Source organism: Paenarthrobacter sp. AR 02, assembly GCF_021538675.1.
Taxonomy (GTDB): Bacteria; Actinomycetota; Actinomycetes; order Actinomycetales; family Micrococcaceae; genus Arthrobacter.
Genome location: NZ_JAJUKH010000004.1, coordinates 80,521 through 104,645, shown reverse-complemented (window position 1 = coordinate 104,645; position 24,125 = coordinate 80,521). Strand labels below are relative to the sequence as shown.

Sequence of the window (24,125 nt, the reverse complement as noted above, 5' to 3'; positions counted from 1 at the left end):
GCTGGTCCGTGTCCGCAGCCGTGTCCTGCCTCCCGCGGTCGTCGCTTGGTTCGCCCGGCCCGGCAGCGTGTGGTGGGGCTTCGCCGTCGTGCATTTCTTCTTCCTGTGCTGGATGGCGTCCTTCTTCCTCAACGGCGACACGTTCAGCGATACCGAGCAGTACCGGCAATGGTCGCTGGAAGGCTACAACCCGGCAAACCCGGGGAAGATCAGTCCCTGGGTCTACCCGGTGCTGGCACAGATTCCCATCTTCCTTGCCGGAATAGCCGGCCCGGACCTGTACCTGCTGATGTGGTTCCTGATCATCACGGCGCTCAACGCCGTGGGTCTCTGGTACCTGACCAGGGGCCCGCGCAAGGTCAGCGGAATCGCGCCTGCCTGGTGGTGGCTGTTCTTCACCGTCTTCATGGGCTACCTCAGCTTTGCCCGCGTTGAGGGCATCACGGCCCCGATCGTGCTCATTGCGTTGCTGTGCGCTGCGCGGAGGCCGGTAGTTGCCGCGGTGCTGCTCAGCATCGCGACGTGGATCAAAGTCTGGCCCGCGGCGGTGCTCGCTCCAATGATCATTGCCAGCCGCTCGCGGCTGCAGATGGTCGCAGCGGGCGCGGCCGTCACCGCCGTCGTGGGTCTGGGAACCTACCTGACTGGCGGCTTCAAGCACATCCTGGACTTCCTGATCAACCAGGGTGAGCGCGGCATGCAGTTGGAAGCCACCTTCTCCACGCCCTGGGTGTGGCTCAGTGTCTTCAACATCGCCGGCTCCAAAATGGCGGACAACACGGCCATCAACTCCACCGAGGTCTACGGGCCCGGGGCCGACGCAGCCGCTTTCCTGATGCAGCCGCTGCTGATTGTCGCCGCGGTCGCCGGGGCGATCCTCCTGATCCGCGCCCTCAAACGCGGTGCCGAGCGCGAGGAGCTGTTCCTTGAAGGTGCGCTGATGATGACCACCGCGTTCATCGTTTTCAATAAGGTGGGCTCGCCGCAGTTCATCATCTGGCTGGCGCCGGTGATCGTGGCCGGCCTGACGCACGACTGGAACCGTTGGAAGGTGCCTGCCGCGTTGCTGATGGCCATCGCCATGACGACGTTCGTGATCTACCCGCTGTTCTACACGCCGCTCATTCACGCCCACCCGGTCATGGCCGCGGTCCTCACCATCAGGAACGTGCTGCTGGTAGTGCTGTTGTGGTGGTCGGTTCAGCGGACCGTGGAACTGGGACGGCGGAGCCAGGTCCGGCAGGTAACGCTCTAGCGGATGGTGGGTGGCCGGTGGAGCAGCCGCCGGTCGTTCTGGCCCACCCAGCGCGATAACCTGCCTTGGACCAGGAGCCTGCGCGTATGGATGTCCAGGAACACCAGGTAGAAGGCAAAGAGCAGCGCGATCGCGAAGGCCAGCGAGGAAAGGTCTACTGAGACCTCCACGAAGGACCACACGGACAGCTGGTCCTGCGCCCCGAAGACCACAAAGAAGGTCACCCCGACGTAGAGACTGCGCATCTGCCAGTCGTCCCTGATGCCCGTCACGGCCAGGAACGGTACGAACCAGAGGATGTACCAGGGCTGGATGATGGGTGACAGCAGCACCAAAGCCGCGAACGCCAGGGCCATGCGCCGCACCACCCGGGAGTGGTCTCCACGGAACATCAGCAGCAGGACCAGCCCCACGCCGCCCCATTTCATGACGGAGCGCAGGATGTCGGCCATGGCGTTGCCGGGGAGCCCCAGGGCGTTTCCAAGGAACTCGATTTGCTGGCCAAGGAACCCCGACGGCGAGTAGCCGGTGAAGCCGGGCGTGGGATCGGTGATGGCCCACACCCATCCCATGCCGAGGCCGTGGGGGATTCCGCTGATGAACAGCACGCCGAAACTGATCCCCGCTGTTGCTGCCCAGATCCCGAATTTCCGGGGCCACGATGCTCCGGCGCCGGCCCACATCAGTCCGATGAAGGGGAGCAACAACACGGTGATCGGCTTGATGCCAATGGACGCAGTGACCAGCAGGATGCCGATCAGCGGGCGCTTGGTGGCGGCGAAGTACGTGCCGGCCACTGCCAGGCCCACCATGATGGCGTCGTTGTGTGCACTGGCCACGAAGCTTATGAGGAACAGGGGGTTGGCCACCGCGATCCAGAGTGCCCGGGCGCCGTTGATGCCATGGAGGGCAGCAAGCTTGGGTACGTACACCACGCAGAGCAGCACGCCGCCGGCAGCCAGGAGCCTGAACAGCAGGACGGACACATCCGGTTGGGCGCCCGTGATGGCGACAACCATGTGCTCCATCCACAGGAAGTACGGCCCATAGGGCGTCCTGGCTTCAGCCCACGCAGGATCGGCGCCCAGGGAGAACCAGTTGCTAAGAGTTGAGATGCCTACCGTGTAGGGATTCTGGCCCTCCATCATCAGGCGGCCCTGGCCTATATAGGCATACACGTCGCGTGAGTAGACGGGCACAGCAAAGAGCAACGGCAGGGACCAGGCGGTGATGGCCCAAATAATGGGCCGCAGGGAGTTCCCCTCCCACGTACCCATCCGTTGCCCGAGCCTGAGCCAGGAGCGCACCAACAGCATGGCACCCACAGTCAGCAACACGGCAGAGGTGGTGACGCCCCACCCCTCTGTACGGAGGGCAATGACTATGGGGTGCCGGATCATGGGGGAACCGTTGGCGATCCACCCAATACCGATCGACCCGGCAAACATGAACAGGGAACCAAGGAAGCCCTGCCAGATGGCAGGGTACGCCACGGGTTTACCAGCAGCCGGGGACGGCTGGGGTTGGAGGGTGTGGCTGACGGGAGGAACGTTTTTCACCGAAGAAGATCCGGGCTGCGGGTTGGGGGTACTGCCTGTCGTCATGACTGGTCGGTTTCCCCCGCTCACGCTATGGCGCTCCGAGGAAAGAGCGCGGTTGATGCCGAAGAGCTTGTACATGCGGCAAGTGAAATTTTAGCGTTGATCCTGTCCAAGCCACCACAGGCGCGGCAAAGGGTGATGGAATGCATACCCTTGGTGTTTCCCGCTCACCTCACGGGCGGTCGTCCCGCGCGGTGAGGTTCCGGGGATCGGTGCCCACAAAGGACCCCGGTGGCATGGTAGCGCCGAAAACCGGACCGGGTTGGGGCCGCTTGGGGTGTCGGCCTTGGGCGGGATTCCTTTGCCTGAGGCGGCGCAGCACCCACGGAACCAGGTATTCCCGCGCCCAGACGGCGTCGTCCGCCCGGGCTTCGCGCCAACTGCGTTCCGGGAGTGGCTTCGGTGCCAGGGGTTCCAGGGAGTGCGGGACGTTGAGGGCATCCAGGACCATGATGGCGATGGTGTGCTGGCCCAGCGGGGAGAAATGCAGGCGGTCAGGGTCCCACATTTGGGGATTGGTGAGTTGGCGGAGGGCCCATAGGTCTGCGATCACGGCATCATGCCTGGCTGCGACGACGCGGATATTTTCGTTGAAGATGGCCACCTTCCCGCGGGTGCGCCCCAGCACGGGCGTGGCGCCCCAGTCCGGGCCCGTGAACAGCAGGATGGACGCTCCTGTGGTGGCCAGTGCTTCCACCCCCGCGTCCAGCTCAAGGGCCAGCGAATCGGGATCTGTCCGGTGGAAGAGCAGATCGTTACCGCCGGCGTTGAGGGTGATCAGGTCTGGCCGGAGGGCCATCGCCGGTCCTACCTGTTCGTCCAGGATCTGGCGGAGCAGCTTTCCACTGACTGCCAGGTTCGCGTAGGCGAAGTCCGGATGTCCGTTGCTGAGCTCCTCCGCTACCCGGTCCGCCCAGCCCCGCAAGCCCCCGGGGCTGCGCGGCTCCGGATCTCCTACTCCTTCGGTGAACGAGTCCCCCAAAGCCACGTAGCGGCTCCACGGGTGCAGGCGGGGCACCCTGCCGTTGGAGCCTCCCTCCACCGGGCCGTTCGGGCTGGTGGCGTTCATCTCCCCATAGTGCGCTGAATTATCGGGTTTTTGTACAGTACGTGTTCAAAACTCTCAGATCCAAGGGGGTGGGACGGGTTTCGTGCCGTCCCTGCTGCGCCCGGCAGCCCACTCGACGGCGGCGGGCAGGGTGCCGGTGACGATCGTCGGGTTCGTGGCACTGGTGTCGCCGAACGCCTGGCCGGTTTCGTCCACTGTGATGAGGAGTCCAGTATCGGTACCGCGGGTTTTCCAGGCGCCGGTGATGTCTTTGAGGAGCCGTTCCAGGACAGGGGTGGGGATGTCGTCGAACGCGGCGCCGTTGTCGAGGTCCACGGCATGCATCCACACTTCCCGGGTCCGCATCCACACGGTTTCAGAGGCAGGCACGGTACGTCCCTGGGCGGTGCGGACCTCGTTTACCCAATTCTCATCCGGGAGGTCGCGCCATTCGACGGACAAGTGCACGGCGGAATGGTCGAAGAGGTTCCGCAACGCGATGGGGGACAACGTGGCGCCGAAGTTGATTTCCCGGTTCCGGGCCTCGGGCGAGGGGTACATGGGTGTTTCAACCCCGGTGGCAGCCCACTCCACCAACCGTGCGATCGCGCGGGCGTTGTACCCGACGTGGGCCACGACGTGGCGGCGGGTCCAGTGCGGAAGGCGGGTCCCGCCGTCGAGCTCTGCGTCGGAAAGTTCGTTAAGTTTGCGGGCAAAGAACGCGGTGCCCCGCCGCGCCTGCAGGAGTTCTTCCTGCAGGCGCGGGTCGGTGGCGAGGTCGTGGCGCGCGACCATCAGGCTTCCTTGACCACGCGGTTGCTCAGCTGGCCCAGGCCCTCGATGGTGGTGACCAGGAGCTGGCCTTCCTGCAGGTACCGCTTGGGGTCCTGCGCGTGTCCGACGCCGCCTGGGGTGCCGGTGGCGATGACGTCGCCCGGGTTCAGGGTGATGATGGTGGAGATGTAGGAGACCAGGAATTCGGGTGTGAACACGAGGTCGCCGGTGGGGGTGGACTGTTGGATTTCTCCGTCCACTGCAGAGGTCATGAGCGGTCCGGCGCTGAACTCGTCTTTGGTGACCAGGGCAGGCCCGAAGGGTGTTGAGTTCTCCCAGGTCTTGCCCTGGAGCCACTGGATGGTGCGGAACTGGTAGTCGCGCATGCTGACGTCGTTCAGGACCGCGTAACCGGCGATGTGCTCCGCTGCCTCGGATTCGGGGATGCGGCGGCCCTTCTTGCCGATGATGACGGCGAGTTCGGCTTCCCAATCCACGGTGTCCGATTCCTGCGGCAGGGCGAGGTCGTCGTTCGGGCCGATCAGCGATTCGGTGTACTTCGCGAACAGGGTGGGGTGCTCGGGGATGTCCCGGCCCATTTCCTTGATGTGGTTGCGGTAGTTGTGGCCCACACAGATGATCTTCCCCGGTGCGGGCACGACGGCAGCGAGGTCGGCGCCGTCGAGAGCGTGCGTTGCGCCGTTGGCTGCCTTCGCCGTGGTTTCCCAGGCGGGATCGGCCAGGAGTGCCCCGACGTCGGCGAAGCCGGGGATCTCCGTGAGGGTGTTGCCGTCCTGGCGGACGGCGACGGTGCCTTTGCCGGTGGCGGTTTCGGTGCGGAGGGTGAGCAGTCTCATTTACTTGCGTCCTTCGGTGTAGCTGCGGTTGAAGTTCAGTCGTTCGAAGATGGGGGCGTCGCTGAAGCGGAACAGGTCGAAGCCGGGCTGATCGGCGTCCGCCGTCAGGGACCATTCCTGCCAGGACGGGACCACGAACAGGTCGCCCTTGGCCAGTTCCTTGGTTTCACCGTTGAGGATGGCGGTGCCGGTGCCTTCGAAGACCTGCCAGACACTGGAGCCGACCTCGCGGAGCGGTTCGGTGGAGGCGCCGGCGCGGAGGCGGTGGAACTCGGCCCGAATAGTGGGCATGACGTCCCCACCGGTGGTCGGGTTCGAGTACCGGATGGCGGCGTGGCCCTGCGACACCGTGGCCGGGTGGCCTTCGTCCTCGAGCAGGAGCTGCTCACGAAGGGCCGCGTCGGTGTGTTCCCAACGGTAGGCCGCGATGGGGGAGTTGGTGGTGTCCTGCAGTCCGGACAGGGGTCGTAGGCCGGGGTGCGCCCAGAGCCTTTCAGAGCGGGAGATGTCCGGGGTGGCTTCATCGGTGACGCGTTCGGTGCCGAATTCGAAGAACCCGGCGTCGGCGTAGTGCACGAACGGGATGTCCAATCCGTCGATCCACGCCATCGGCTGGTCCGTGTCGTTGTGGTGGCCGTGGAAATTCCAGCCCGGTGTGAGCAGGAAATCTCCGCGGCGCATCGCCACGGGGTCCCCGTTGACCACAGTCCAGACGCCCTCGCCCTCGACCACGAAACGGAAGGCGTTCTGCGAGTGCCGGTGTTCCGGAGCTACCTCGTGCGGGCCCAGGTACTGGATCGCGGCCCACAACGTGGGGGTCGCATACGGGGTACCAGCCAGGCCGGGGTTCGCGAGGGCTATGGCCCGCCGCTCGCCACCCCGGCCCACCGGAACCAGGTCCCCGGCCCGGGCGGCCAGCGGGTACAGGTCATCCCAGCGCCAGACATGCGGCACAGCCTTCGGAGTGGGAACCATGGGCATCAGGTCGCTGATCTCGGTCCAAAGCGGAACCATGTTCCCCGCTGCAAAATCCTTATACAACTGCTCCAACTGGGCAGCCTCCTCCGGAGTGGGCTCCGGCAGGGCGTGGCTGGCGGCCACGGATTCGTGGGTCGTGTTCTCGGCGCTGATGGACACGTAGGCCTCCTCGATAGGTCCGAACAGTTCTTGGCGTAGTTCGACCCTACGGACGGCGGTACCGGGGTCCGAGGAAATTCTGCTGTACAGAACTATTTCCTGCGTTGTGGGGCCTACTCTGCGTGGTTTGGGGCGTGTTTGGGGTGCAGAGTGGGCCTCGCAACGCAGGGTTAAGGCCGTGGTCTGCTCAGTCCTCGTCGGCGGGGTTGGCGGCGATGTCGATTTCGAGTTGCCGGCACGTCTCACGCAGTGCGGCTACCAGGCCGGCGTCGAATACCTTGCGGAACCTGGTGGCAGGAGTGGCGACGCTCAACGCTCCCACTACCTGGCCGTGCCGGTTGTGGACGGCCATTCCGAGCGCACTGACGCCCTCTTCGGTTCCCTCAAAATTTGCGGCAAATCCGTTGCCGCGGATCGTCTCGAGTTCCCGGATAAAGGCGGGATAGCTGTCGTCCGGGATGGTGTCGCCGCCTATTCCGGCGTTCTGGCTGCGGAACAGCTGGTAAATCATGGCTGGCTCAAGTTCGGCCAGCATGACCTTGCCGCCGGAGGTTTTGTCCGCGGGCATGACCGTGCCTTGGCGGTCCCCAACCCGCAGGACGTTGCTGCCCTCAACCGTTGCGAGGAAGCGGACCTTGGTGCCTACCCGAACCATCAGGTTGACCGTTTCGTCGAGCCGAGCCGACAGGAGTTCCATGTGTGGCAGCGCAAGGTCCCGCAGGGGCCTGGTCCAGCCCAGTCCCGCGGGACCCACGCCCATGGCCGGCCCGGGCACGTATCGCCGGTTTTCGTCCTGGACCGCGAATCCGCGGTAGACCAGCATGGCCAGCAGCCGGTGGGCCGTGGACGGAGCCACGCCCAACTCGGACGCAGCGTCCTTGAGCCTGAGTGCGCCACCATCGCGAAGCAGTTGGAGGAGCTGCAGGGCGTTGTCCACCGCCTCAATGGAATAGGTGGGCCGCTTCTGCAGTGGCTTGCGGGTAGACGGCTGAAGTGAATCATTCTGCACAACAGAATTGTATGGTGCTGCTGCTGCGGCCGGCAGGACAGTGGTGGGATGAATCACACACTTCCCGCTGCAGCGTCGCATGGGCCAACCTCCGGAGCTGTCACCGCTGACGCTCCCGGCGCAGCGCCACGCTTTTCCAAAGGCTCAGCGCTGGCCGTCCTTGTTTGCTGGCTGCTTGTGGTCTTCGACGGTTACGACCTCATCGTCTACGGCACCGTCCAGTCATCCCTGATTTCCGAAACAGGCTGGGGGCTGACTAAAGCCACCGCAGGGACCATCGGCTCCATGGCATTCCTCGGCATGATGATCGGCGCCATCTTCGCCGGAAGAATGGCCGACTCGTGGGGCAGACGAAAAACCATCATCGGTTGTGCGATTGTCTTCTCGGTCTTCACCATCCTGTGTGCCCTTGCCCCCAACGCGGCCGTTTTCGGCATTCTTCGCCTCCTCGCCGGCATAGGACTGGGTGGGCTTGTCCCCTCCGCCAACGCGCTGGTGGCCGAGTTGGTCCCTATCAAATGGCGGTCCACCATCGCCACGCTCATGATGTCCGGGGTGCCGATCGGTGGCTCCATCGCAGCACTGGTGGGCATCCCGTTGATTCCCGCTTTCGGCTGGCAAGCCATGTTCCTCGTGGCAGCACTGGCCTTGGTGATCGTGGTACCGCTGGGGCTCAAGTTCATCCCGGAGACACTGGCACCGGGGAAGGGCGCAAGCACTGACGCCAACAAGAAGGCAGGGTTCGGTTCCCTCCTCCGTGCGCCGTACCTCGGTGTCAGCGTGCTGTTCGCCTTGGCCACCATCGCAACCCTGTTCGCCTGGTACGGCCTCGGTACCTGGCTGCCTAACCTGATGCAGTTGGCCGGATACAACCTCGGGTCCGCCCTGACGTTCGCCTTGGCCCTGAACCTTGGCGCCGTGGCCGGCTCGGTCCTTACCGCCTGGGCAGGCACCCGATTCGGCCCGATTCCCACGGCGATAGCGGCCGCCGCCGTGGCCGCCGTCGGGCTTGCTGCCCTCCTGGCCAGCCCGCCCGTGGTGGTGGTGTATCTGGCGCTGGTGCTGGCCGGCGTCGGGACCCATGGCACGCAGTGCCTCATCATCGCTGCCGTGGCGAGCCACTACCCGGACCATCTGCGGGGTACCGCGCTCGGCTGGGCGCTGGGCACGGGCCGCATCGGTGCCGTCGTGGCGCCGCAGGTGGGTGGGCTGCTGCTCGCCGCCGGGCTGGGCGTCAACTCAAACTTCCTCGCGTTCGCCGGTGCCGCCGCTGTCGCAGCGGTCCTGTTGGCTGCCGTCGGACTCAACATCAAGAACGAGATCTCCCAAGGAGCAAGCAATGCCTGAGTACACCCCGTCCACCGATGTCCTGGTTGTGGGAGGAGGGATGGCCGGCCTGGCCGGCGCCCTGGCCCTCCGTGAGAACGGCGCCAACGTAACGCTCGTGGAGCGTGCCCCCGAATTCGGTGAGGTTGGCGCTGGCTTGCAGATGGCTCCGAATGCTTCCCGGGTCCTGAAGCGTTGGGGATTGCTGGAGAAGGCCCTGGAGATCGGCGTCCAGCCGAAGCACCTGGTGTTCCGCGATGCCGTCACCGGTGACGAGCTGACCCGACAGTCGTTGCGCGGGGAATTCGAGGAACGCTACGGCGCCCCCTACGTGGTCATCCACCGCAGCGACCTGCACCGCGTACTCCTCGAAGGATGTGAAGCGGCAGGTGTGAAGCTGGTCAACGACGTCATGGTGGACAGCGTGGAAACCGTGAATGGCCGTGGAGTAGTGCACACTGCAGCCGGTGTGGACTATGAAGCAGACGTGGTGATTGGCGCTGACGGCCTGAAGTCCACGCTGCGTCCCCTGGTTGCCTCCGATGAACCCGTTTCCTCGGCTTACGTCGCATACCGGGGAACCGTTCCCATCACCGCGGATACCCCCGCCACCGACCTTGAGGACGTGGTGGTCTACCTCGGACCGGACTGCCACCTGGTGCAGTACCCCCTCCGTAAGGGCGAACTGCTGAACACTGTGGCTGTCTTCAAATCCCCGTCCTTTGAGCGCGGCGAAGAACAGTACGGGGGAGTGGACGAGCTCCAGGCCGCCTACAAGGACTGTGTCCCCGCCGTCCAGGCCGCCCTCGCGAACCTCGGCACCAGCATCCGGTGGCCCATGTACGATCGCGACCCCATCGAAAACTGGGCTGCCGGCCGCATGGTCCTCATGGGCGACGCCGCCCACCCGATGCTCCAGTACCTCGCCCAGGGCGCATGCCAGGCACTCGAAGACGCCGCCGTGCTGCAGGACGTCAGCGCCGGCACCGTCTTCACCGCCGACGGCGCCAACACGTCCGCGTGGGACGACGCCATTGCCGAATTCAACAAGGTCCGGGCCGCCCGCACCGCCCGGGTCCAGCGCACGGCCCGCGTCTGGGGTGAGTCCTGGCACGTCTCCGGACTGGGGCGGACGCTCCGAAACCTGCTGTTCAAGAGCCGCAAGGACAACGACTTCCAGTACAACGACTGGTTGTACGGCCAGGCCGGCGAGGGACTGCCGGCAGCGGAAGCCCCGAAGGTAGCCAGCCACCTTCCCGCCTGAGGCTGAACGCGCAAGCCGCCTGCCGCCGTCGTGCTTTTACTCAAGCACGACGGCGGTGGGCGGCTTTTGTTTTCCCTGCAGTTGGGTACGGTATCCCCATGGCCGCATCCCAGAAGCGAGACAAGTCCGGTTCCACGCTGCTGACCGTCATCATCGCTTTCGCGGCGAACACCCTGGTCGCGGCCGCCAAGTCGGTGGCTGCGGCGCTCACGGGCTCCGCATCGATGACCGCAGAAGCAGCGCATTCCTGGGCGGATACCGGAAACCAGGTGTTCCTGTTCCTGGCCGAACGGCGATCCCAGCGCCCGCGGGACAAGGCCCACCCGATGGGTTACGGCCGGGAAGCGTATGTGTGGTCGATGTTCGCCGCTTTCGGGCTCTTCACGGCCGGGGCCGTGGTGTCCATCATGCACGGCATCCAGGAGCTCATCACTCCTGAGCCTGCGTCGGACTTCGTGGTGGCGTACGTGGTTTTGGCCCTGGCCTTTGTCCTTGAAGGCTTCTCCTTTGTTCAGGCCTTCCGGCAGACCCGGAAGGCAGCCAGAGAACTGGAGCGGCACACGTTGGAGCAGGTCCTGATCAGCTCCGACCCCACCTTGCGGGCCGTCTTCGCTGAGGATGCTGCCGCCCTGGTTGGCCTGGTTGTCGCCTTTGCCGGGGTGTTCCTGCACCAAGTCACCGGATCGCCGGTGCCGGACGCCGTGGGCTCGATCGTGGTGGGCATCCTGCTGGCCGTCGTAGCTGTGGTGCTGATCGACCGTAACCGGAGATTCCTTGTGGGCCAGGGCGTTACCCCGGACATTGAACGCTCCATGGTCCGGCGGGTGCTTGACCATCCGGACATCGCCCGGCTCACGTACCTCCACTTGGAATTCGTGGGCCCCCGCAAGCTGTACCTCGTTGCGGCCGTGGACCTGGTGGGGGATCATCCGGAGCACGAAGTGGCCGTGGTCCTTCGCCGGCTGGAGCGCGAGTTGGAAGACCACGAAACGGTGGAGGAGGCGGTCCTGACATTGGCCACCCCGGACGAAGCAGCGCTGACCTTATAGGGCGATCTGCTTGCCCTTACCCATGAGCCGTTCCATCTGTTCGCCGGCATCGCTGCCCGGAGCGGGCGTGTACACCACGATGTGCAGGTCCGGCCGGTCCGAGGGCGAGACCTGGTGGTGCTCCATTTGAAGGACTCCCACTGCCGGGTGGTGGAACAGCCGCTCCCGTGACTGGAAACCCAGGATGTCGTAACGGTCCCAGCTTTCCTGGAATTCGGGGCTTGCTTCCTTCAACCGTTCCACTTGGTACGCGACATCCGGATCGCCCAGCCGTTGCCCCGTTTCAGCCCTGAACTCGGCGAGGAACCTTTTGCTGGTGATATCCCAATCCGGCAGCAGGTCGCGGACATAGGGGTCGGTGAAAACCAGCCACAAGAGGTTCCTGTCGGCGGCGTCGAAAGTACCGATGTTCGGATACAGCGCCTCGTAGCCGCGGTTCCAACCGGCAACGCCCCAATCCGGGGACAAGGCATAGGCCGGGTTGGGATCAAGGGCCTCCAAAAGGCGTTGCACGTGAGCGGGCGCGTCCGCTGCGACCGGGCCCTTCGGAGGCGCAGATGAATAACCACCCAGGGAAAGGACGTAGCCCAGCCCGGTATCGGACAAATGCAGGGCACGCGCAATCGATTCAAGGACCTGCCGTGAGGGGCTGATGTCCCGGCCTTGTTCAAGCCAGGTGTACCAGGTGACGCTCACTCCGGAGAGGAACGCAATCTCTTCCCTTCTGAGGCCGCGCTCGCGGGACCTGCCCACCGGAGGCAGGCCATAGTCCGAGCGCAAGGCCTGGGTGCGGCGGGTCCTGAGGAAGAGGCCCAGTTCCTTGCGCTGTTCATTGCTCACGCCCTCAACACTATTACTCTGTTACTTTCAGTACTAGTAGCAGCACCGTCTTCCGCCTGCCGTAGAAAATCAGCAGGATGGTACCTATGCCTGCACTACGCTCAAGAACTGTCACCCACGGCCGCAACATGGCCGGAGCCCGCGCACTGCTGCGTGCCTCCGGTGTTGCCAACACGGACATCGGCAAGCCGATCATCGCGGTGGCCAACTCCTTCACCGAGTTCGTCCCCGGCCACACCCACCTGGCGCCCGTGGGCCGGATCGTGTCTGACGCGATCCTCGCCGCCGGTGCCGTGCCGCGCGAATTCAACACCATCGCCGTGGACGACGGAATCGCCATGGGCCACTCCGGCATGCTCTACTCACTGCCCTCCCGCGACCTGATCGCCGACTCCGTTGAGTACATGGTCAACGCCCACTGCGCCGACGCCCTGGTGTGCATCTCCAACTGCGACAAGATCACCCCGGGCATGCTCATGGCAGCACTGCGCCTGAACATCCCCGTGGTGTTTGTTTCCGGCGGTCCCATGGAGGCCGGCCGCGTGACCCTGACCGACGGCTCCGTGCGCTCCCTTGACCTGGTGAACGCCATCTCCGACGCCGTGGACGAGTCCATCTCCGATGAGGACATCAACCTGATCGAAGAGAACGCCTGCCCCACCTGCGGTTCCTGCTCCGGCATGTTCACCGCGAACTCCATGAACTGCCTGGCCGAGGCCATCGGGCTGGCCCTCCCGGGCAACGGCTCCGTGCTGGCAACCCACACGGCACGCAAGGCGCTGTACGAAAAGGCCGGTTCCACGATTGTTGAGCTGGTGAAGCGCTACTACGACGGCGACGACGAGTCCGTGCTGCCGCGCAGCATCGCCACCGCTGAAGCCTTCGACAACGCCATGGCCCTGGACATCTCCATGGGCGGCTCCACCAACACCATCCTCCACCTGCTGGCAGCTGCCCAGGAAGCGGGCGTGGACTACGGCCTGGCCGAGATGGACGCCAAGTCCCGCCAGGTTCCCTGCCTGGCCAAGGTTGCCCCGAACGTTGCCGGGAACAAGACCTACTACATGGAAGACGTGCACCGCGCCGGCGGCATCCCTGCGCTGCTGGGCGAGCTGAACCGTGGCGGTCTCCTGCACAAGAACGTCCACTCCGTTCACTCCAATGACCTCGACGGTTGGCTGGACGATTGGGATGTCCGCGGCGGCAAGGCAACGGAAGAAGCCAAGGCCCTGTGGCACGCGGCGCCAGGTGGCGTCCGCTCCTCCTTGGCTTTCTCGCAGTCGAACGTGTGGACCTCCCTGGACACGGACGCCGAAGGTGGCTGCATCCGCTCGGTGGAGCACGCCTTCTCCAAGGACGGTGGCCTGGCGGTGCTGCGCGGCAACATTGCCGTGGACGGTGCCGTGGTGAAGACCGCAGGCGTGGACGAGTCCATCTGGAAGTTCGAGGGACCCGCGATCGTCTGCGAATCACAGGACGAAGCCGTGGAAATGATTCTGAACAAGTCGGTCAAGGAAGGCGACGTGGTGGTGATCCGCTACGAAGGCCCCCGCGGTGGTCCGGGCATGCAGGAAATGCTCTACCCGACGTCCTTCCTCAAGGGCCGCGGCCTGGGCAAGAAGTGCGCACTCATCACTGACGGCCGCTTCTCCGGCGGAACCTCCGGTTTGTCCATCGGGCACATTTCCCCCGAGGCTGCCTCCGGGGGCGACATCGCCCTGGTGGAAAACGGCGACATCATCAGCATCGACATCACGCAGCGTTCCCTCCAGCTGAAGGTCTCCGACGAGATCCTGGCCGAGCGCCGCGAAAAGCTCCTGGTCAACGGCGGCTTCAAGCCCAAGAACAGGGACCGCCAGGTCTCACCGGCCTTGCGGGCCTACGCAGCCATGGCGCTTTCGGCAGACAAGGGAGCCGTCCGCGACGTCTCGCTGATCGAGAACCTCTAAAGCGCCGTACCGCGCCTGGGCCGCCCGCCGTCGTCGTACTTCACTGAAAGTACGACGACGGCGGGCGGCCTTCGTTTAGCGGGAACGTTTCAGGGGACGAACCTGTAGCCCATGCCTGGCTCAGTGATGAAGTGCTGCGGATTGCCTGAGTCGGCTTCCAGTTTCCGCCGCAGCTGGGCCATGTACACGCGGAGGTAGTTGGCCTCCTTGGCGTAGGCGGGGCCCCACACCTCGGTAAGGAGTTGCTGATGGGTGATCAGCTTCTCCGGATTACGGACCATGATGTCCACGATGCTCCACTCGGTGGGAGTCAGCCTGACATCCTGGCCCGCTGCGGTGACTTTCCGCTTGTCCAAATCGACGGTGAACGCTTCCGTCTCCACAGTGGTGGTTTGCGCACTGTTTTCCGTCCGCCTCCGCAATGCTGCGCGGAGTCGGGCCAGGAGTTCTTCCAGGCCGAAGGGTTTGGTGACGTAATCGTCCGCGCCAGCGTCCAAGGCCTCCACCTTGTCGCTGGAACCGTGACGTGCTGACAGGACCAGGATCGGAACGTCACTCCACTCACGAAGCCTGGTAATGACCGTTGCTCCGTCGATGTCCGGAAGACCCAGATCGAGGATGACGATATTGACGGGACGTTGTGCGGCTGCGTGCAGCGCCGACTCTCCGTCCACCGCAGTGATGACTGCGTAGCCATGGCCCTTGAGGGTGATGGCGAGCGCGCGGACAATGTGCGGATCGTCGTCCACCACCAGCACGTTGATCATGCCTTCAGCGCCTGGGCGGTGGAATAAGAGCCCGTGGACAACGGGAGCCGGATCACCATGGTCAGTCCGCCCCCTGGGGTTTCCTCCGCGGTGAGTGTCCCACCCATTGCCTCCGTGAAACCCTTGGCGACGGCGAGCCCCAAACCGACGCCGGTAGTGGCCGGCACATCGTTAAGTCGTTGGAAAGGTTGGAACATCCGCAGGACGTTGGCCGCGGGAACACCCTGGCCGTGGTCGATGATCCTCAGTTCGCCGGCGGGCTGGCCGCCCAGCGTGGCGGTACTCAGTCCACCCGCGCTGCCAACAATCACGATGTCTGACTGTGGCGCGTATTTCACGGCGTTCTCAACAATGTTGGCGACGACTCTTTCGAGCATTCCACCGTCGGCATCCACCTCCGGCATGTTGGGTGGCAGGTCTATCCTCACCCTGCCGACCGGTACCCCGTGAAGGGCCGCCGGGATTATTTCAGACCAGCGGGTGGGCTTGATCAGGGCATTCACGGAATCGGAGGTGATACGGGACATGTCCAGGAGGTTGCCCACCAGCACGTCCAGGCGATCCGAGCACTCATCGATGGTAGCCAGCAGTTCCTGCTCCTCTTGTTCGGTGTAGCGGACTCCGGGTTGCCGCAAGCCACCCACGGCGAGTTTGATGCCAGCCAAGGGGGTGCGCAGGTCGTGGGAAACGGCGCGGAGTATGGAGGTACGCATGGTGTTGCTCTCGGCGAGCCGCATCACCTCCCGCTGGCTGGCAGCGAGCTGGCGGCGTTCCAACTGGGCCATCAGCTGGGTACCGAACGCTCCCAGCAGGCGGCGATCGCTCGCAGGGAGGACCCGGCCCGTGAGGACCAGACGGGTGGTGGGATCGATCTGTTCGGTGTTCTCGCTTTCCCCGTCCTCGGCGGGAGCATTTCCGCCCGCCTCCGCAATCAGCCGCCAGCCGTCGTCGCCGTCGGTTGCGTGGTAAAGGGCTGCCCGGCGGACTCCGAAAACGTCCAAGGCCTGTTGGAGCAGCCCGGCTACCGCGTCTTCTGCCGCGGTAGCTCCCCGGGTCAGGTCGGCCAGGGTGGTGGCTTCGGACCGGGCGCGTGCGGCTTCCTTGGAGCGCCTTGCCGAAAGGTCCACCACTACTGCTACGGCGGAGGAAACACCGGCAAACACCAGCAGGGCCAGGAGGTTCTGCGGATCGCTGATGGTCAGGGTGCCAAGAGGGGGAATCGAAAAGTAGTTCACCAACGCACTGCTCCACAGGGCGGCCAGCAGCGCAGGCCAAAGCCCGCCCACCAGGGCGACCGCAACCGAGCCGCTGAGCTGGACCAGGACCGCCGTCGCAATATTGTGCGATGGGCTGGCGGCCAGCAGGAGCTGCAGCAGGACCGGCAGGACAACAGCAAGCACGAACCCTACTATCACCCGGACCCGCCCCAGATGCCGGGGCCGGGGACGTTCCTTTCCACGCCCGCCCAACGGGTGCGAAACCATATGCACGTCGATGTCGCCCGAGTCCCGGACCACCTTGTTTCCGACGCCGCCCATAAGCCGTCCCGCCAGGGCTTTCCGGCGTGAAACGCCCACCACGATCTGCGTGGCGTTGACGCTGCGGGCAAAGTCCAGCAGTGCCTTGGCAGGATCTTCCCCGGAAACAATGTGGTAGCTGCCGCCCAGGTCGCGGATCAGGGTGCGCTGGGCCTCCAGGTCCTGCGGCGATTCGGTGGCTACGCCATCGGCGGCACGCACATGGACCGCCAGCAGGTCCCCACCGTTGACGCGCTTGATGATCCTGGCCGCCCTGCGGATCAGGACCTCACCTTCAGGTCCGCCGGTCAGTCCGATCACGATCCGTTCCCGGGCCGGCCAGCTGTCCTCGATCCGGTTTTCTGCGCGGTAGCGGGCCAGGCCTTCGTCGACCCGGTCAGCCAGCCACAGCAGGGCCAGTTCCCGAAGGGCAGTCAGGTTGCCCGTGCGGAAGTAGTTGGACAGCGCGGCATCGATCTTGTCCGCGGCGTAGATCTTTCCGTCTCCCAGCCGTTGCCGGAGGAGCTCGGGCGAGATGTCCACCAAGTGGATCTGGTCCGCCCGCCGCACCACCTCATCAGGGACGGTTTCGGCTTGCCGGACGTCGGTAATGGCGCTGACCACGTCCCCAAGCGAGGCCAGATGCTGGACGTTGACCGTGGAGAGCACGTTGATGCCCGCCTCAAGCAGTTCCTCGATGTCTTCCCAGCGCTTGCGGTTCCGGCCTCCGGGAATGTTGGTGTGGGCGTACTCGTCCACCACCGCCGTGTGCGGGTGGCGGGCCAGGACGGCGTCGAGGTTCATCTCTTCGAAGGTGGCGCCGCGGTACTCGACGCTCCTTGTGGGGATGACCTCCAGGCCATCAGTGAGCGCCTTGGTATCGGCGCGGCCGTGGTGCATGGCGAAGGCCACCACCACGTCCTCGCCGCGCTCCTGAAGCCTGTGGGCTTCCTTGAGCATGGCATAGGTTTTGCCGACGCCGGGGGCCGCCCCCAGGAATATTCTTAGTGCTGCCCGCGCCATGATCGCCATTCTTCCACTAAGTCCACCAGCCCTAGTGGCGGTTCGCGGCCGCCGCGATGTCCAGGTTCAGCAACGTGACGTTGACCGAGGCCTGTCCCAGGAAAGCTTCCGCCCCTCCGCTGGTTTGCAGGTCCACCAGACGTTGTACATCGCCTGGGTTCAAGCCACGGGCGGCGGCCACCCGCGCCACCTGGAGCCGGGCGTATGCGGGGGAAATGTGCGGGTCCAGGCCCGAACCGCTGGCCGTCACAGCGTCTGCGGGGACGTCCGTCACCGGCACCCCTTCCGCCGCGGCGATGGCCGCGCGGTGGGTGGAGACGGCGTCGAGCAGTTTGGGATCGTTGGGGCCCAGGTTGCTCGCCGACGACGACGCCGGGTCCCAGCTGACAGCCGAAGGACGGGCGTGGAACCACTCCGGACTTTGCGCGCCGGAACCGTCAGCGGACACTTGGGCGATCAGGGCCGAGGCCGCCGGATTGCCGGCCTGGTCCTTGACCACCGATCCGTTGGCCTGGAACGGGGCCACCAACTGCCCCGCTCCGAAGACCGCGAGCGGATACAGGACACCCAGCACCAGGGTGGCGAAGAGCAGGAACCGTACGGCGGTGGCCGCTTGGCGCAAGTACATTTTCATGGTGTTGTCCTAGCCGATGCCGGGGATGAGGGAAATGATGAGGTCCAGCAGTTTGATCCCGATGAACGGTGCCACGAGCCCGCCCAGCCCGTAGAGCAGTAGGTTTCTGCCCAGAGCCTGGGTGGCGGAAACCGCCCGGTACTTCACGCCCCGCAAGGCCAGCGGAACCAGTGCCAGGATGATGAGCGCATTGAAGATCACCGCGGAAAGGATGGCCGACGCCGGAGTGGCCAGCCCCATGATGTTCAGCATTCCCAAGCCGGGAAAGGCCGCCGTGAAGAGGGCGGGAACAATGGCAAAGTACTTGGCCACATCGTTGGCCACGGAGAACGTAGTCAATGCCCCGCGGGTGATGAGCAGTTGTTTGCCGATGCCCACAATGTTGATCAGCTTGGTGGGATCGGAGTCCAGGTCCACCATGTTGGCTGCTTCCTTGGCGGCCGGCGTACCGGAATTCATGGCAACCCCCACGTCCGCTGCCGCCAGGGCGGGAGCATCGTTGGTGCCGTCGCCGGTCATGGCCACCAGGCGGCCCTCGCCCTGTTCCCTGCGGATCACGTCCATCTTGTCTTCGGGGGTTGCTTCAGCGAGGAAATCGTCCACCCCGGCTTCGGCCGCGATCGCCTTGGCCGTGACAGGGTTGTCGCCGGTGATCATCACCGTGCGGATGCCTATCTTCCGCAGTTCCTCGAAGCGGGCCCGCATCCCGGGCTTCACCACATCCGCAAGGTGCACTGTTCCCAGAACCCTGGCGTCGCCGTCGTGCGTGTGTTCAGCCACCAGCAGCGGCGTGCCGCCCTGGGCCGAGATCTCCTGAACACGCTGCTGCACATCGGCTGGCATGGTGCCGCCCGCTTCGGTGACAAAGCGTTCGACGGCGGCCGCGGCACCTTTGCGGATCCGGCGTCCGCCCAGGTCCAGGCCGCTCATCCGGGTCATGGCGGTGAATTCCACAATGGCCAGGTCGGGAGTAGTTGAGCTGAGTCCCTCCAGGGACGTGCTGTTGCTGCTGCCGTTGCTGGAATCGTGGTCGGCCAGTTCCACGATGGACCGTCCCTCGGGCGTCTCGTCCGCCAGGCTGGACAGCCGGGCCGCCGTGACGAGCTGGTCCTGCCCTATGCCGGCCGCAGGGTAGAAGCCCACCGCCCGCCGGTTGCCGTAGGTGATGGTTCCGGTTTTGTCGAGCAGCAGTGTGGTGATGTCACCTGCTGTTTCCACCGCCCGCCCGGACGTGGCGAGGACGTTGTGCTGGACCAGGCGGTCCATGCCGGCGATGCCGATGGCCGGGACCAGGGCGCCGATGGTGGTGGGAATCAGGCAAACGAGCAATGCCACCAGGACGATCGGCGACGGCGTGGCACCGGCCAAGGATGCGATGGGTGCCAGGGTCATGGTGACCACCAGGAACACGATGGTCAGTGAAACCAGCAGCACGTGCAGGGCAATCTCGTTGGGCGTCTTTTGCCGGACGGCGCCTTCAACCAGCTTGATCATCCGGTCGATGAACGTGGCACCTGGTTCCGCGGTGATGCGGACCAGGATCCGGTCCGACAAAACTTTGGTCCCACCGGTTACCGATGAACGGTCTCCGCCGGACTCCCGGATGACCGGCGCCGATTCACCGGTGATGGTGGACTCGTCAACGCTGGCCAGGCCCTCGATGATCTCCCCGTCAGAAGGGATCACGTCACCGGCCTCGCAGATCACCAGGTCGTTGAGTTTGAGGTCGGTTCCAGGTATTTCCTTTTCCGATCCGTCCTCCAGCCGCACGCGGGCCATCACGCCCTTGCGGCTGGCCCGCAGACTGTCCGCCTGCGCTTTGCCGCGGCCTTCTGCAATTGCCTCGGACAGGGTTCCGAACAACACCGTCAACCACAGCCACGCTGTGACCACGATTCCGAAAACCGCCGGCTTGAACAGGCAGATGATGGTGCATGCTGCAGCACCCACCAGCACAACAAACATGACGGGGGAGTGAACCATCTGCCGCGGGTGGAGCTTTGCGAAGGCGACCGGAAGGGCTGCGTTGATGGTGGCGGCGTTGAGCTTGGCCGGCGCTTTGGTGTGGTGCTTGTGCTCTCCGGGTGTTCGTGTTTGTGGGGGGTTGCCGTCACCGTAGGTCAGGGCTGAGGTGTCCGCGGCTGGTGCCGAGCTGGACCGGGTCATTGAATGAGTCCTTCTGCGAGGGGGCCTAAGGCGAGGGCCGGGAAATAGCTAAGAGCCGTCATGATCACGGTGACGCTGAGGAGGAGTGAGCCGAACAGGGCACCGTGCGTTGGCACGGTTCCTGCAGACACCGGGATTTTCCGCTGCCGGGCCAGGGAGCCGGCCAGTGCCAGGACCAGGGCGATGGGAAGGAAGCGTCCCAGTAGCATGGCAACCCCAAGCGCAGCGGAGACGTAGGGCCCGGAGCTGGTGATGCCGCCGAACGCGGAGCCGTTGTTGTTGGCACCCGAGGTGAAGGCGTACAGCATCTCACTGAACTGATGGGGTCCACCGGCCGGGGCGTTGGCCATGGCATCCGGAAGGAGTGCCGTGATCCCCGCGAAGACCAGCACCAGGGTGGGCGTCACCAGGATGTACAGGGCAGCGAGTTTCATTTCGCGCGGGCCGATCTTCTTACCCACGAATTCGGGGGTCCGGCCCACCATCAGGCCGGCGATGAACACGGCAATGATGGCCAGGACCAGCATGCCGTACAAGCCTGAGCCGGTACCTCCGGGAGCCACCTCGCCGAGCATCATGTTCAGCATGGCCACACCTCCGGCCAGCGGAGGCAGGGAATCGTGCGCCACGTTCACGGCTCCGGTGGAAGTGAGCGTGGTGGACGCTGCGAAGATGGAGCTCGCTGCGGGACCAAGGCGTTGCTCGAAGCCTTCACCCAGGCCGCCTGCCGCCGTCGTCGCTGTTCCTTGGGCCGAGGCAACAGCCCACGCCATCAAGGCAGTAGACGCCAGCCAAAGCGCCCCCATGACGCCGGCCACCGTGAATCCCTGGCATTGGTCGCCCACCATACGCCCATAGGTATAAGGGAGTGCGGACGGGATGAGGAGGATCAGGAAGACCTGGAAAAGGCTGGTGAAAACGTTGGGGTTCTCAAAGGGATGGGCTGAGTTGGCATTGAAATAGCCGCCGCCGTTGGTCCCCAGCACCTTGATGGCTTCCTGCGAAGCAACCGGCCCGCCGGGGATCACTTGGCTGACGCCTGCGGCCTGGTTGGTGACGTCCGTGGACCAGAAATTCTGTACGACGCCGCCAATCACCAAGGCGATTGCTGCCACCGCCGCCAGGGGCAGGAGGAGTCGGAAGGACGCCCGGGTGACGTCCACCCAGAAATTACCCAGCCGGTCCGTCCCGGCCCGCACGATGCCGCGGATCAGGGCGATGGCCACCACGATTCCTACTGCGGCGGAGAGGAAGTTCTGGACCGCCAGCAGGCACATCTGGACGAAGATGCCCACAGTGGCCTCCGGCGCGTACGTCTGCCAGTTGGTGTTGGTGACAAAGGAAATTGCCGTGTTCATGGCTACCCACGGATCAACACCCGGCAGTCCATTGCTTCCCGGGAGCACGCCCTGGAGCCGCTGCAAAGCGAAGATCACCAGGATGGAAACGGCGGAGAAAGCCAGAACGCTGCGCAGATACACAGACCAGCTCTGTTCAGTTCCGGCGTCCACTCCGGCCAATCGGTAAAACACCCGTTCAGGCTTTGAAGACCTGGAGCCGGTGAAAACCTTGTCCATGTAGATGCCCAGCGGCTTGTGCACCAGAAACAGTGCAACCAGCAGTACGGCTATTTGGGTGATCACTGATGCGGCGCTGAAAACCACCTGCCATCACCACTTTTCCGGGTTGAGCAGCACTGCCAGCAGGTAGCCGATCAACGCCAGGCCCACCAGAAACAGCCCCACCCACATGATCGCGTCCAGCATCATTGCCCGCTCACCGGGCCCTCGCCGTCGATCATTGTGCCCAAAAGGTGGGCCACCCACATCACGATTCCCATGCTCAGCACAAGAATCACCACAACAGCCACGTCGGCCATTGGAACGTCCTTTCATCAGCACCCCGTTAGCGGGGCTGATGTCAGTCAACTCCCATGGATGCGGCGAAAAGGCGTTCCTAACGGTTCCTTAATGCGGCGGCCAGCAATCTTGACGGTTTCTTAATGCCGCTCTTGATCAGCGCGGAGTCGGGTCTCACTTTCGGCGTAAGCGTCGAGCAGCCCGCGGGCGTGTTTGCCGGTGTCGCCTTCCTGAACAAGGGCGGAACGCATGCCCTCGAGCTTCTCTTCTCCTGCCGGGAAGGGCGGGAGCAGCGGAATGTTCGGGTCGGTGATGACTTCCAACACCGCCGGCCGGTCGGCGTTCAGTACCTCGTCCCAGGCTGCGCCCAGTTTCTGCGGGTCATCGACGCGCACGCCCTTAAGGCCGAGCAGCTCAGCATAGCCGGCGAAGGGGAAATCCGGGATTTCCTGGCTTGCGTTGAAACGTGGCTCCGCCTCGGTTTCCCGCTGCTCCCAGGAAACCTCCGCGAGGTCCCGGTTGTTGAAAACGCACACCACGAACCGCGGGTCTGCCCAGTCCCGCCAACGGTGCGCCACGGTCACCAGTTCGGCAATACCCAGCATTTGCATGCCGCCATCGCCGGCCAAAGCAACAACCGGCCGCCCGGGGTGGGCGAGCTTCGCCGCCAGCCCATAGGGAACTGCGCAACCCATGCTCGCCAGGGTGCCGGAAAGATGCGCCGGGACTCCCTCCGGGAGGATCAATTGCCGGGCGTACCAGTAGACGCAACTGCCGACGTCGATACTCACCTGGGCGTCCCCGGGCAGCCTGCCGTTGAGTTCCCGCACCACCAGCTCGGGGTTGACCGGTTCAGCGGGGATGGCGGCCCGTCCCGCCGAGAGCTCACGCCAGGCCCGGACCTGGTCTTCGACGTCGGTTCGCCAGGTGTTGCGTGCGGGCTGGCCCTTCGCGCCGAGCCGCTGGCTGAGGGCGCGGAGTGTTCCGGCGGCGTCGCCCACCAGTCCGACATCCACCGGGTAGCGGTTGGCGATTTTTCGGCCGTCGATGTCGATCTGTACCGCTTTGGCTGTCCCGGGTATGGGGTAGAACTCGGTCCAGGGATCGTTGGAACCGATGATCAGCAACGTGTCGCAGTGTTCCAGCAGGTACGCGCTGGCTGTGGTGCCGAGATGGCCCATGGTCCCTGTGTTGAAGGGCAGTGTTTCGTCGATCCAGGGCTTGCCCAGCAAGCTGGTGGTGATGCCGGCGCCAAGCTGTTGTGCCAGCGCGATCACCTCTGCTTGCGCACCGCGGGCTCCTTGGCCGACGAAGAGCGCGATCCGTTCTCCCACGGAGAGGAGATCCGCAGCCTGGTCCAGATCTTCCGCGCGGGGCATCACTTCCGCGGGGTGCCACACCGGGGCTGTGACGACTATGCCGTGTTCGTGCTCAAGGGAGGGCGCCTCTGCTGTTTGGATGTCGTGGGGAATGATGACGACGCAGGGGGACTTGGTTTCCAAAGCGGTGCGGAACGCCCGGTCTATCACCATGGGAATCTGCTCCGCGGAGCTGACGAGTTGGGCGAACTGGGCGGCGACGTCCTTGAAGAGCGTGAGCAGGTCGATTTCCTGCATGTAGGCAGATCCCAGCACGGAGGTGCTCTGCTGCCCGATGATGGCAACCACCGGGACGCTGTCCATCTTGGCGTCGTAGAGCCCGTTGAGGAGGTGGACTGCTCCGGGGCCCTGCGTGGAGGTGACCACACCCACGCCGCCGGTGTACTTGCCGTGTCCTACGGCCATGAACGCTGCTGCTTCCTCGTGCCTGGCCTGGACAAAAGCTATCTCCCCTTCGACCCGGCGGAGTGCGCCCATGAAGCCGTTGATGCCGTCTCCGCTGTACCCGAAAACCCTGTCTACGCCCCACGCCTGCAGGCGTTCCACGATGAGGTCTGAAACCGTTCGCTGAGTCATGCCGTGGCTCCTGTGGTTGCCTTGGTGTTTCGCTTGCCCCTCCATAGTAAGCATGCTTACTGATTTGCCGTCAGGAAGGGTGTCCCAATTGGCGC

At 64.7% G+C, this 24,125-nt stretch carries 19 protein-coding genes; 5 read left to right on the top strand and 14 right to left on the bottom strand.

From position 1 onward, the window contains the following. The first annotated feature begins 1 nt into the window (after window position 1). Complete coding sequence (locus tag LRQ04_RS11120; protein WP_374198934.1) at window positions 2-1,255, top strand: glycosyltransferase 87 family protein; 1,254 nt, start codon at window positions 2-4, stop codon at window positions 1,253-1,255. Here LRQ04_RS11120 and mptB read toward each other — a convergent pair. From mptB to LRQ04_RS11090, 6 genes are all read right to left on the bottom strand, one after another. Then, window positions 1,252-2,859 (bottom strand): polyprenol phosphomannose-dependent alpha 1,6 mannosyltransferase MptB, encoded by a 1,608-nt coding sequence (gene mptB, locus LRQ04_RS11115; protein ID WP_235520376.1) that lies wholly within the window; start codon window positions 2,857-2,859, stop codon window positions 1,252-1,254. The genes LRQ04_RS11120 and mptB overlap by 4 nt on opposite strands. Before the next feature lie 169 nt (window positions 2,860-3,028). Then, window positions 3,029-3,925, bottom strand: a complete 897-nt coding sequence (locus LRQ04_RS11110) for an SGNH/GDSL hydrolase family protein (protein WP_235520218.1) — start codon at window positions 3,923-3,925, stop codon at window positions 3,029-3,031. Window positions 3,926-3,979: 54 nt separating this feature from the next. Then, window positions 3,980-4,699, bottom strand: a complete 720-nt coding sequence (locus tag LRQ04_RS11105; RefSeq protein WP_235520217.1) for a maleylpyruvate isomerase family mycothiol-dependent enzyme — start codon at window positions 4,697-4,699, stop codon at window positions 3,980-3,982. After that, a complete protein-coding gene (locus LRQ04_RS11100) occupies window positions 4,699-5,535 on the bottom strand; it encodes a fumarylacetoacetate hydrolase family protein (protein ID WP_235520216.1) in 837 nt (278 codons plus the stop codon). Before LRQ04_RS11100 ends, LRQ04_RS11105 begins: the two co-directional genes overlap by 1 nt. Continuing rightward, on the bottom strand, window positions 5,536-6,672 hold the full coding sequence (locus LRQ04_RS11095; RefSeq protein ID WP_235520215.1) for a cupin domain-containing protein: 1,137 nt from the start codon (window positions 6,670-6,672) through the stop codon (window positions 5,536-5,538). Window positions 6,673-6,859: 187 nt separating this feature from the next. Beyond that, entirely contained in the window at window positions 6,860-7,681 is an 822-nt protein-coding gene (locus LRQ04_RS11090) for an IclR family transcriptional regulator (protein WP_235520214.1), read from the bottom strand. A gap of 48 nt (window positions 7,682-7,729) precedes the next feature. On the opposite strand from LRQ04_RS11090, the gene LRQ04_RS11085 reads away from it, so the two are divergent. The 3 genes from LRQ04_RS11085 (at window position 7,730) to LRQ04_RS11075 (ending at window position 11,320) form a co-directional block, all read left to right on the top strand. Continuing rightward, window positions 7,730-9,028 carry an aromatic acid/H+ symport family MFS transporter gene (locus LRQ04_RS11085; protein ID WP_235520213.1) on the top strand — a complete coding sequence of 433 codons (1,299 nt, stop codon included), beginning with the start codon at window positions 7,730-7,732 and terminating at the stop codon, window positions 9,026-9,028. Further along, on the top strand, window positions 9,021-10,271 hold the full coding sequence (locus LRQ04_RS11080; protein WP_235520212.1) for an FAD-dependent oxidoreductase: 1,251 nt from the start codon (window positions 9,021-9,023) through the stop codon (window positions 10,269-10,271). The genes LRQ04_RS11085 and LRQ04_RS11080 overlap by 8 nt, the downstream gene beginning before the upstream one ends. A gap of 98 nt (window positions 10,272-10,369) precedes the next feature. Further along, entirely contained in the window at window positions 10,370-11,320 is a 951-nt protein-coding gene (locus LRQ04_RS11075; protein ID WP_235520211.1) for a cation diffusion facilitator family transporter, read from the top strand. Here the strand turns inward: LRQ04_RS11075 and LRQ04_RS11070 are convergent. Then, window positions 11,315-12,160 (bottom strand): helix-turn-helix transcriptional regulator, encoded by an 846-nt coding sequence (locus LRQ04_RS11070; RefSeq protein WP_235520210.1) that lies wholly within the window; start codon window positions 12,158-12,160, stop codon window positions 11,315-11,317. The genes LRQ04_RS11075 and LRQ04_RS11070 overlap by 6 nt on opposite strands. An 86-nt stretch (window positions 12,161-12,246) precedes the next feature. On the opposite strand from LRQ04_RS11070, the gene ilvD reads away from it, so the two are divergent. Next, window positions 12,247-14,109, top strand: coding sequence for a dihydroxy-acid dehydratase (gene ilvD / locus LRQ04_RS11065; RefSeq protein ID WP_235520209.1), 1,863 nt, complete (start codon window positions 12,247-12,249; stop codon window positions 14,107-14,109). Between the two features lie 89 nt (window positions 14,110-14,198). Here the strand turns inward: ilvD and LRQ04_RS11060 are convergent, their stop codons facing one another. The 7 genes from LRQ04_RS11060 to LRQ04_RS11030 form a co-directional block, all read right to left on the bottom strand. After that, window positions 14,199-14,876: a response regulator gene (locus LRQ04_RS11060; protein WP_235520208.1), complete on the bottom strand. Its 678-nt coding sequence runs from the start codon at window positions 14,874-14,876 to the stop codon at window positions 14,199-14,201. Next, window positions 14,873-17,416 (bottom strand): ATP-binding protein, encoded by a 2,544-nt coding sequence (locus LRQ04_RS11055; protein ID WP_235520207.1) that lies wholly within the window; start codon window positions 17,414-17,416, stop codon window positions 14,873-14,875. Before LRQ04_RS11055 ends, LRQ04_RS11060 begins: the two co-directional genes overlap by 4 nt. 31 nt (window positions 17,417-17,447) lie before the next feature. After that, window positions 17,448-18,050 carry a potassium-transporting ATPase subunit C gene (locus tag LRQ04_RS11050; protein WP_235520206.1) on the bottom strand — a complete coding sequence of 201 codons (603 nt, stop codon included), beginning with the start codon at window positions 18,048-18,050 and terminating at the stop codon, window positions 17,448-17,450. A 9-nt stretch (window positions 18,051-18,059) separates the two neighbouring features. Next, complete coding sequence (gene kdpB, locus LRQ04_RS11045) at window positions 18,060-20,216, bottom strand: potassium-transporting ATPase subunit KdpB (RefSeq protein ID WP_235520205.1); 2,157 nt, start codon at window positions 20,214-20,216, stop codon at window positions 18,060-18,062. Next, entirely contained in the window at window positions 20,213-21,880 is a 1,668-nt protein-coding gene (kdpA, locus tag LRQ04_RS11040; protein ID WP_235520204.1) for a potassium-transporting ATPase subunit KdpA, read from the bottom strand. Before kdpA ends, kdpB begins: the two co-directional genes overlap by 4 nt. Before the next feature lie 6 nt (window positions 21,881-21,886). Further along, the gene (locus LRQ04_RS11035; RefSeq protein ID WP_235520203.1) at window positions 21,887-21,985 is read right to left on the bottom strand and encodes a potassium-transporting ATPase subunit F; all 99 of its coding nucleotides are present in this window, start codon (window positions 21,983-21,985) and stop codon (window positions 21,887-21,889) included. A gap of 230 nt (window positions 21,986-22,215) precedes the next feature. Beyond that, a complete protein-coding gene (locus LRQ04_RS11030; RefSeq protein ID WP_235520202.1) occupies window positions 22,216-24,030 on the bottom strand; it encodes a thiamine pyrophosphate-requiring protein in 1,815 nt (604 codons plus the stop codon). Window positions 24,031-24,125: the final 95 nt, after the last annotated feature.

What these genes read in the sequence shown, in the direction of transcription:
- mptB (WP_235520376.1), bottom strand. Translation starts at nt 2,859, where the DNA reads ATGACGACAGGCAGTACCCCCAACCCGCAGCCCGGATCTTCTTCGGTG.
- LRQ04_RS11110 (WP_235520218.1), bottom strand. Translation starts at nt 3,925, where the DNA reads ATGAACGCCACCAGCCCGAACGGCCCGGTGGAGGGAGGCTCCAACGGC.
- LRQ04_RS11105 (WP_235520217.1), bottom strand. Translation starts at nt 4,699, where the DNA reads ATGGTCGCGCGCCACGACCTCGCCACCGACCCGCGCCTGCAGGAAGAA.
- LRQ04_RS11100 (WP_235520216.1), bottom strand. Translation starts at nt 5,535, where the DNA reads ATGAGACTGCTCACCCTCCGCACCGAAACCGCCACCGGCAAAGGCACC.
- LRQ04_RS11085 (WP_235520213.1), top strand. Translation starts at nt 7,730, where the DNA reads ATGAATCACACACTTCCCGCTGCAGCGTCGCATGGGCCAACCTCCGGA.
- LRQ04_RS11080 (WP_235520212.1), top strand. Translation starts at nt 9,021, where the DNA reads ATGCCTGAGTACACCCCGTCCACCGATGTCCTGGTTGTGGGAGGAGGG.
- LRQ04_RS11075 (WP_235520211.1), top strand. Translation starts at nt 10,370, where the DNA reads ATGGCCGCATCCCAGAAGCGAGACAAGTCCGGTTCCACGCTGCTGACC.
- ilvD (WP_235520209.1), top strand. Translation starts at nt 12,247, where the DNA reads ATGCCTGCACTACGCTCAAGAACTGTCACCCACGGCCGCAACATGGCC.
- LRQ04_RS11060 (WP_235520208.1), bottom strand. Translation starts at nt 14,876, where the DNA reads ATGATCAACGTGCTGGTGGTGGACGACGATCCGCACATTGTCCGCGCG.
- LRQ04_RS11055 (WP_235520207.1), bottom strand. Translation starts at nt 17,416, where the DNA reads ATGGCGCGGGCAGCACTAAGAATATTCCTGGGGGCGGCCCCCGGCGTC.
- LRQ04_RS11050 (WP_235520206.1), bottom strand. Translation starts at nt 18,050, where the DNA reads ATGAAAATGTACTTGCGCCAAGCGGCCACCGCCGTACGGTTCCTGCTC.
- kdpB (WP_235520205.1), bottom strand. Translation starts at nt 20,216, where the DNA reads ATGACCCGGTCCAGCTCGGCACCAGCCGCGGACACCTCAGCCCTGACC.
- LRQ04_RS11035 (WP_235520203.1), bottom strand. Translation starts at nt 21,985, where the DNA reads ATGATGCTGGACGCGATCATGTGGGTGGGGCTGTTTCTGGTGGGCCTG.
- LRQ04_RS11030 (WP_235520202.1), bottom strand. Translation starts at nt 24,030, where the DNA reads ATGACTCAGCGAACGGTTTCAGACCTCATCGTGGAACGCCTGCAGGCG.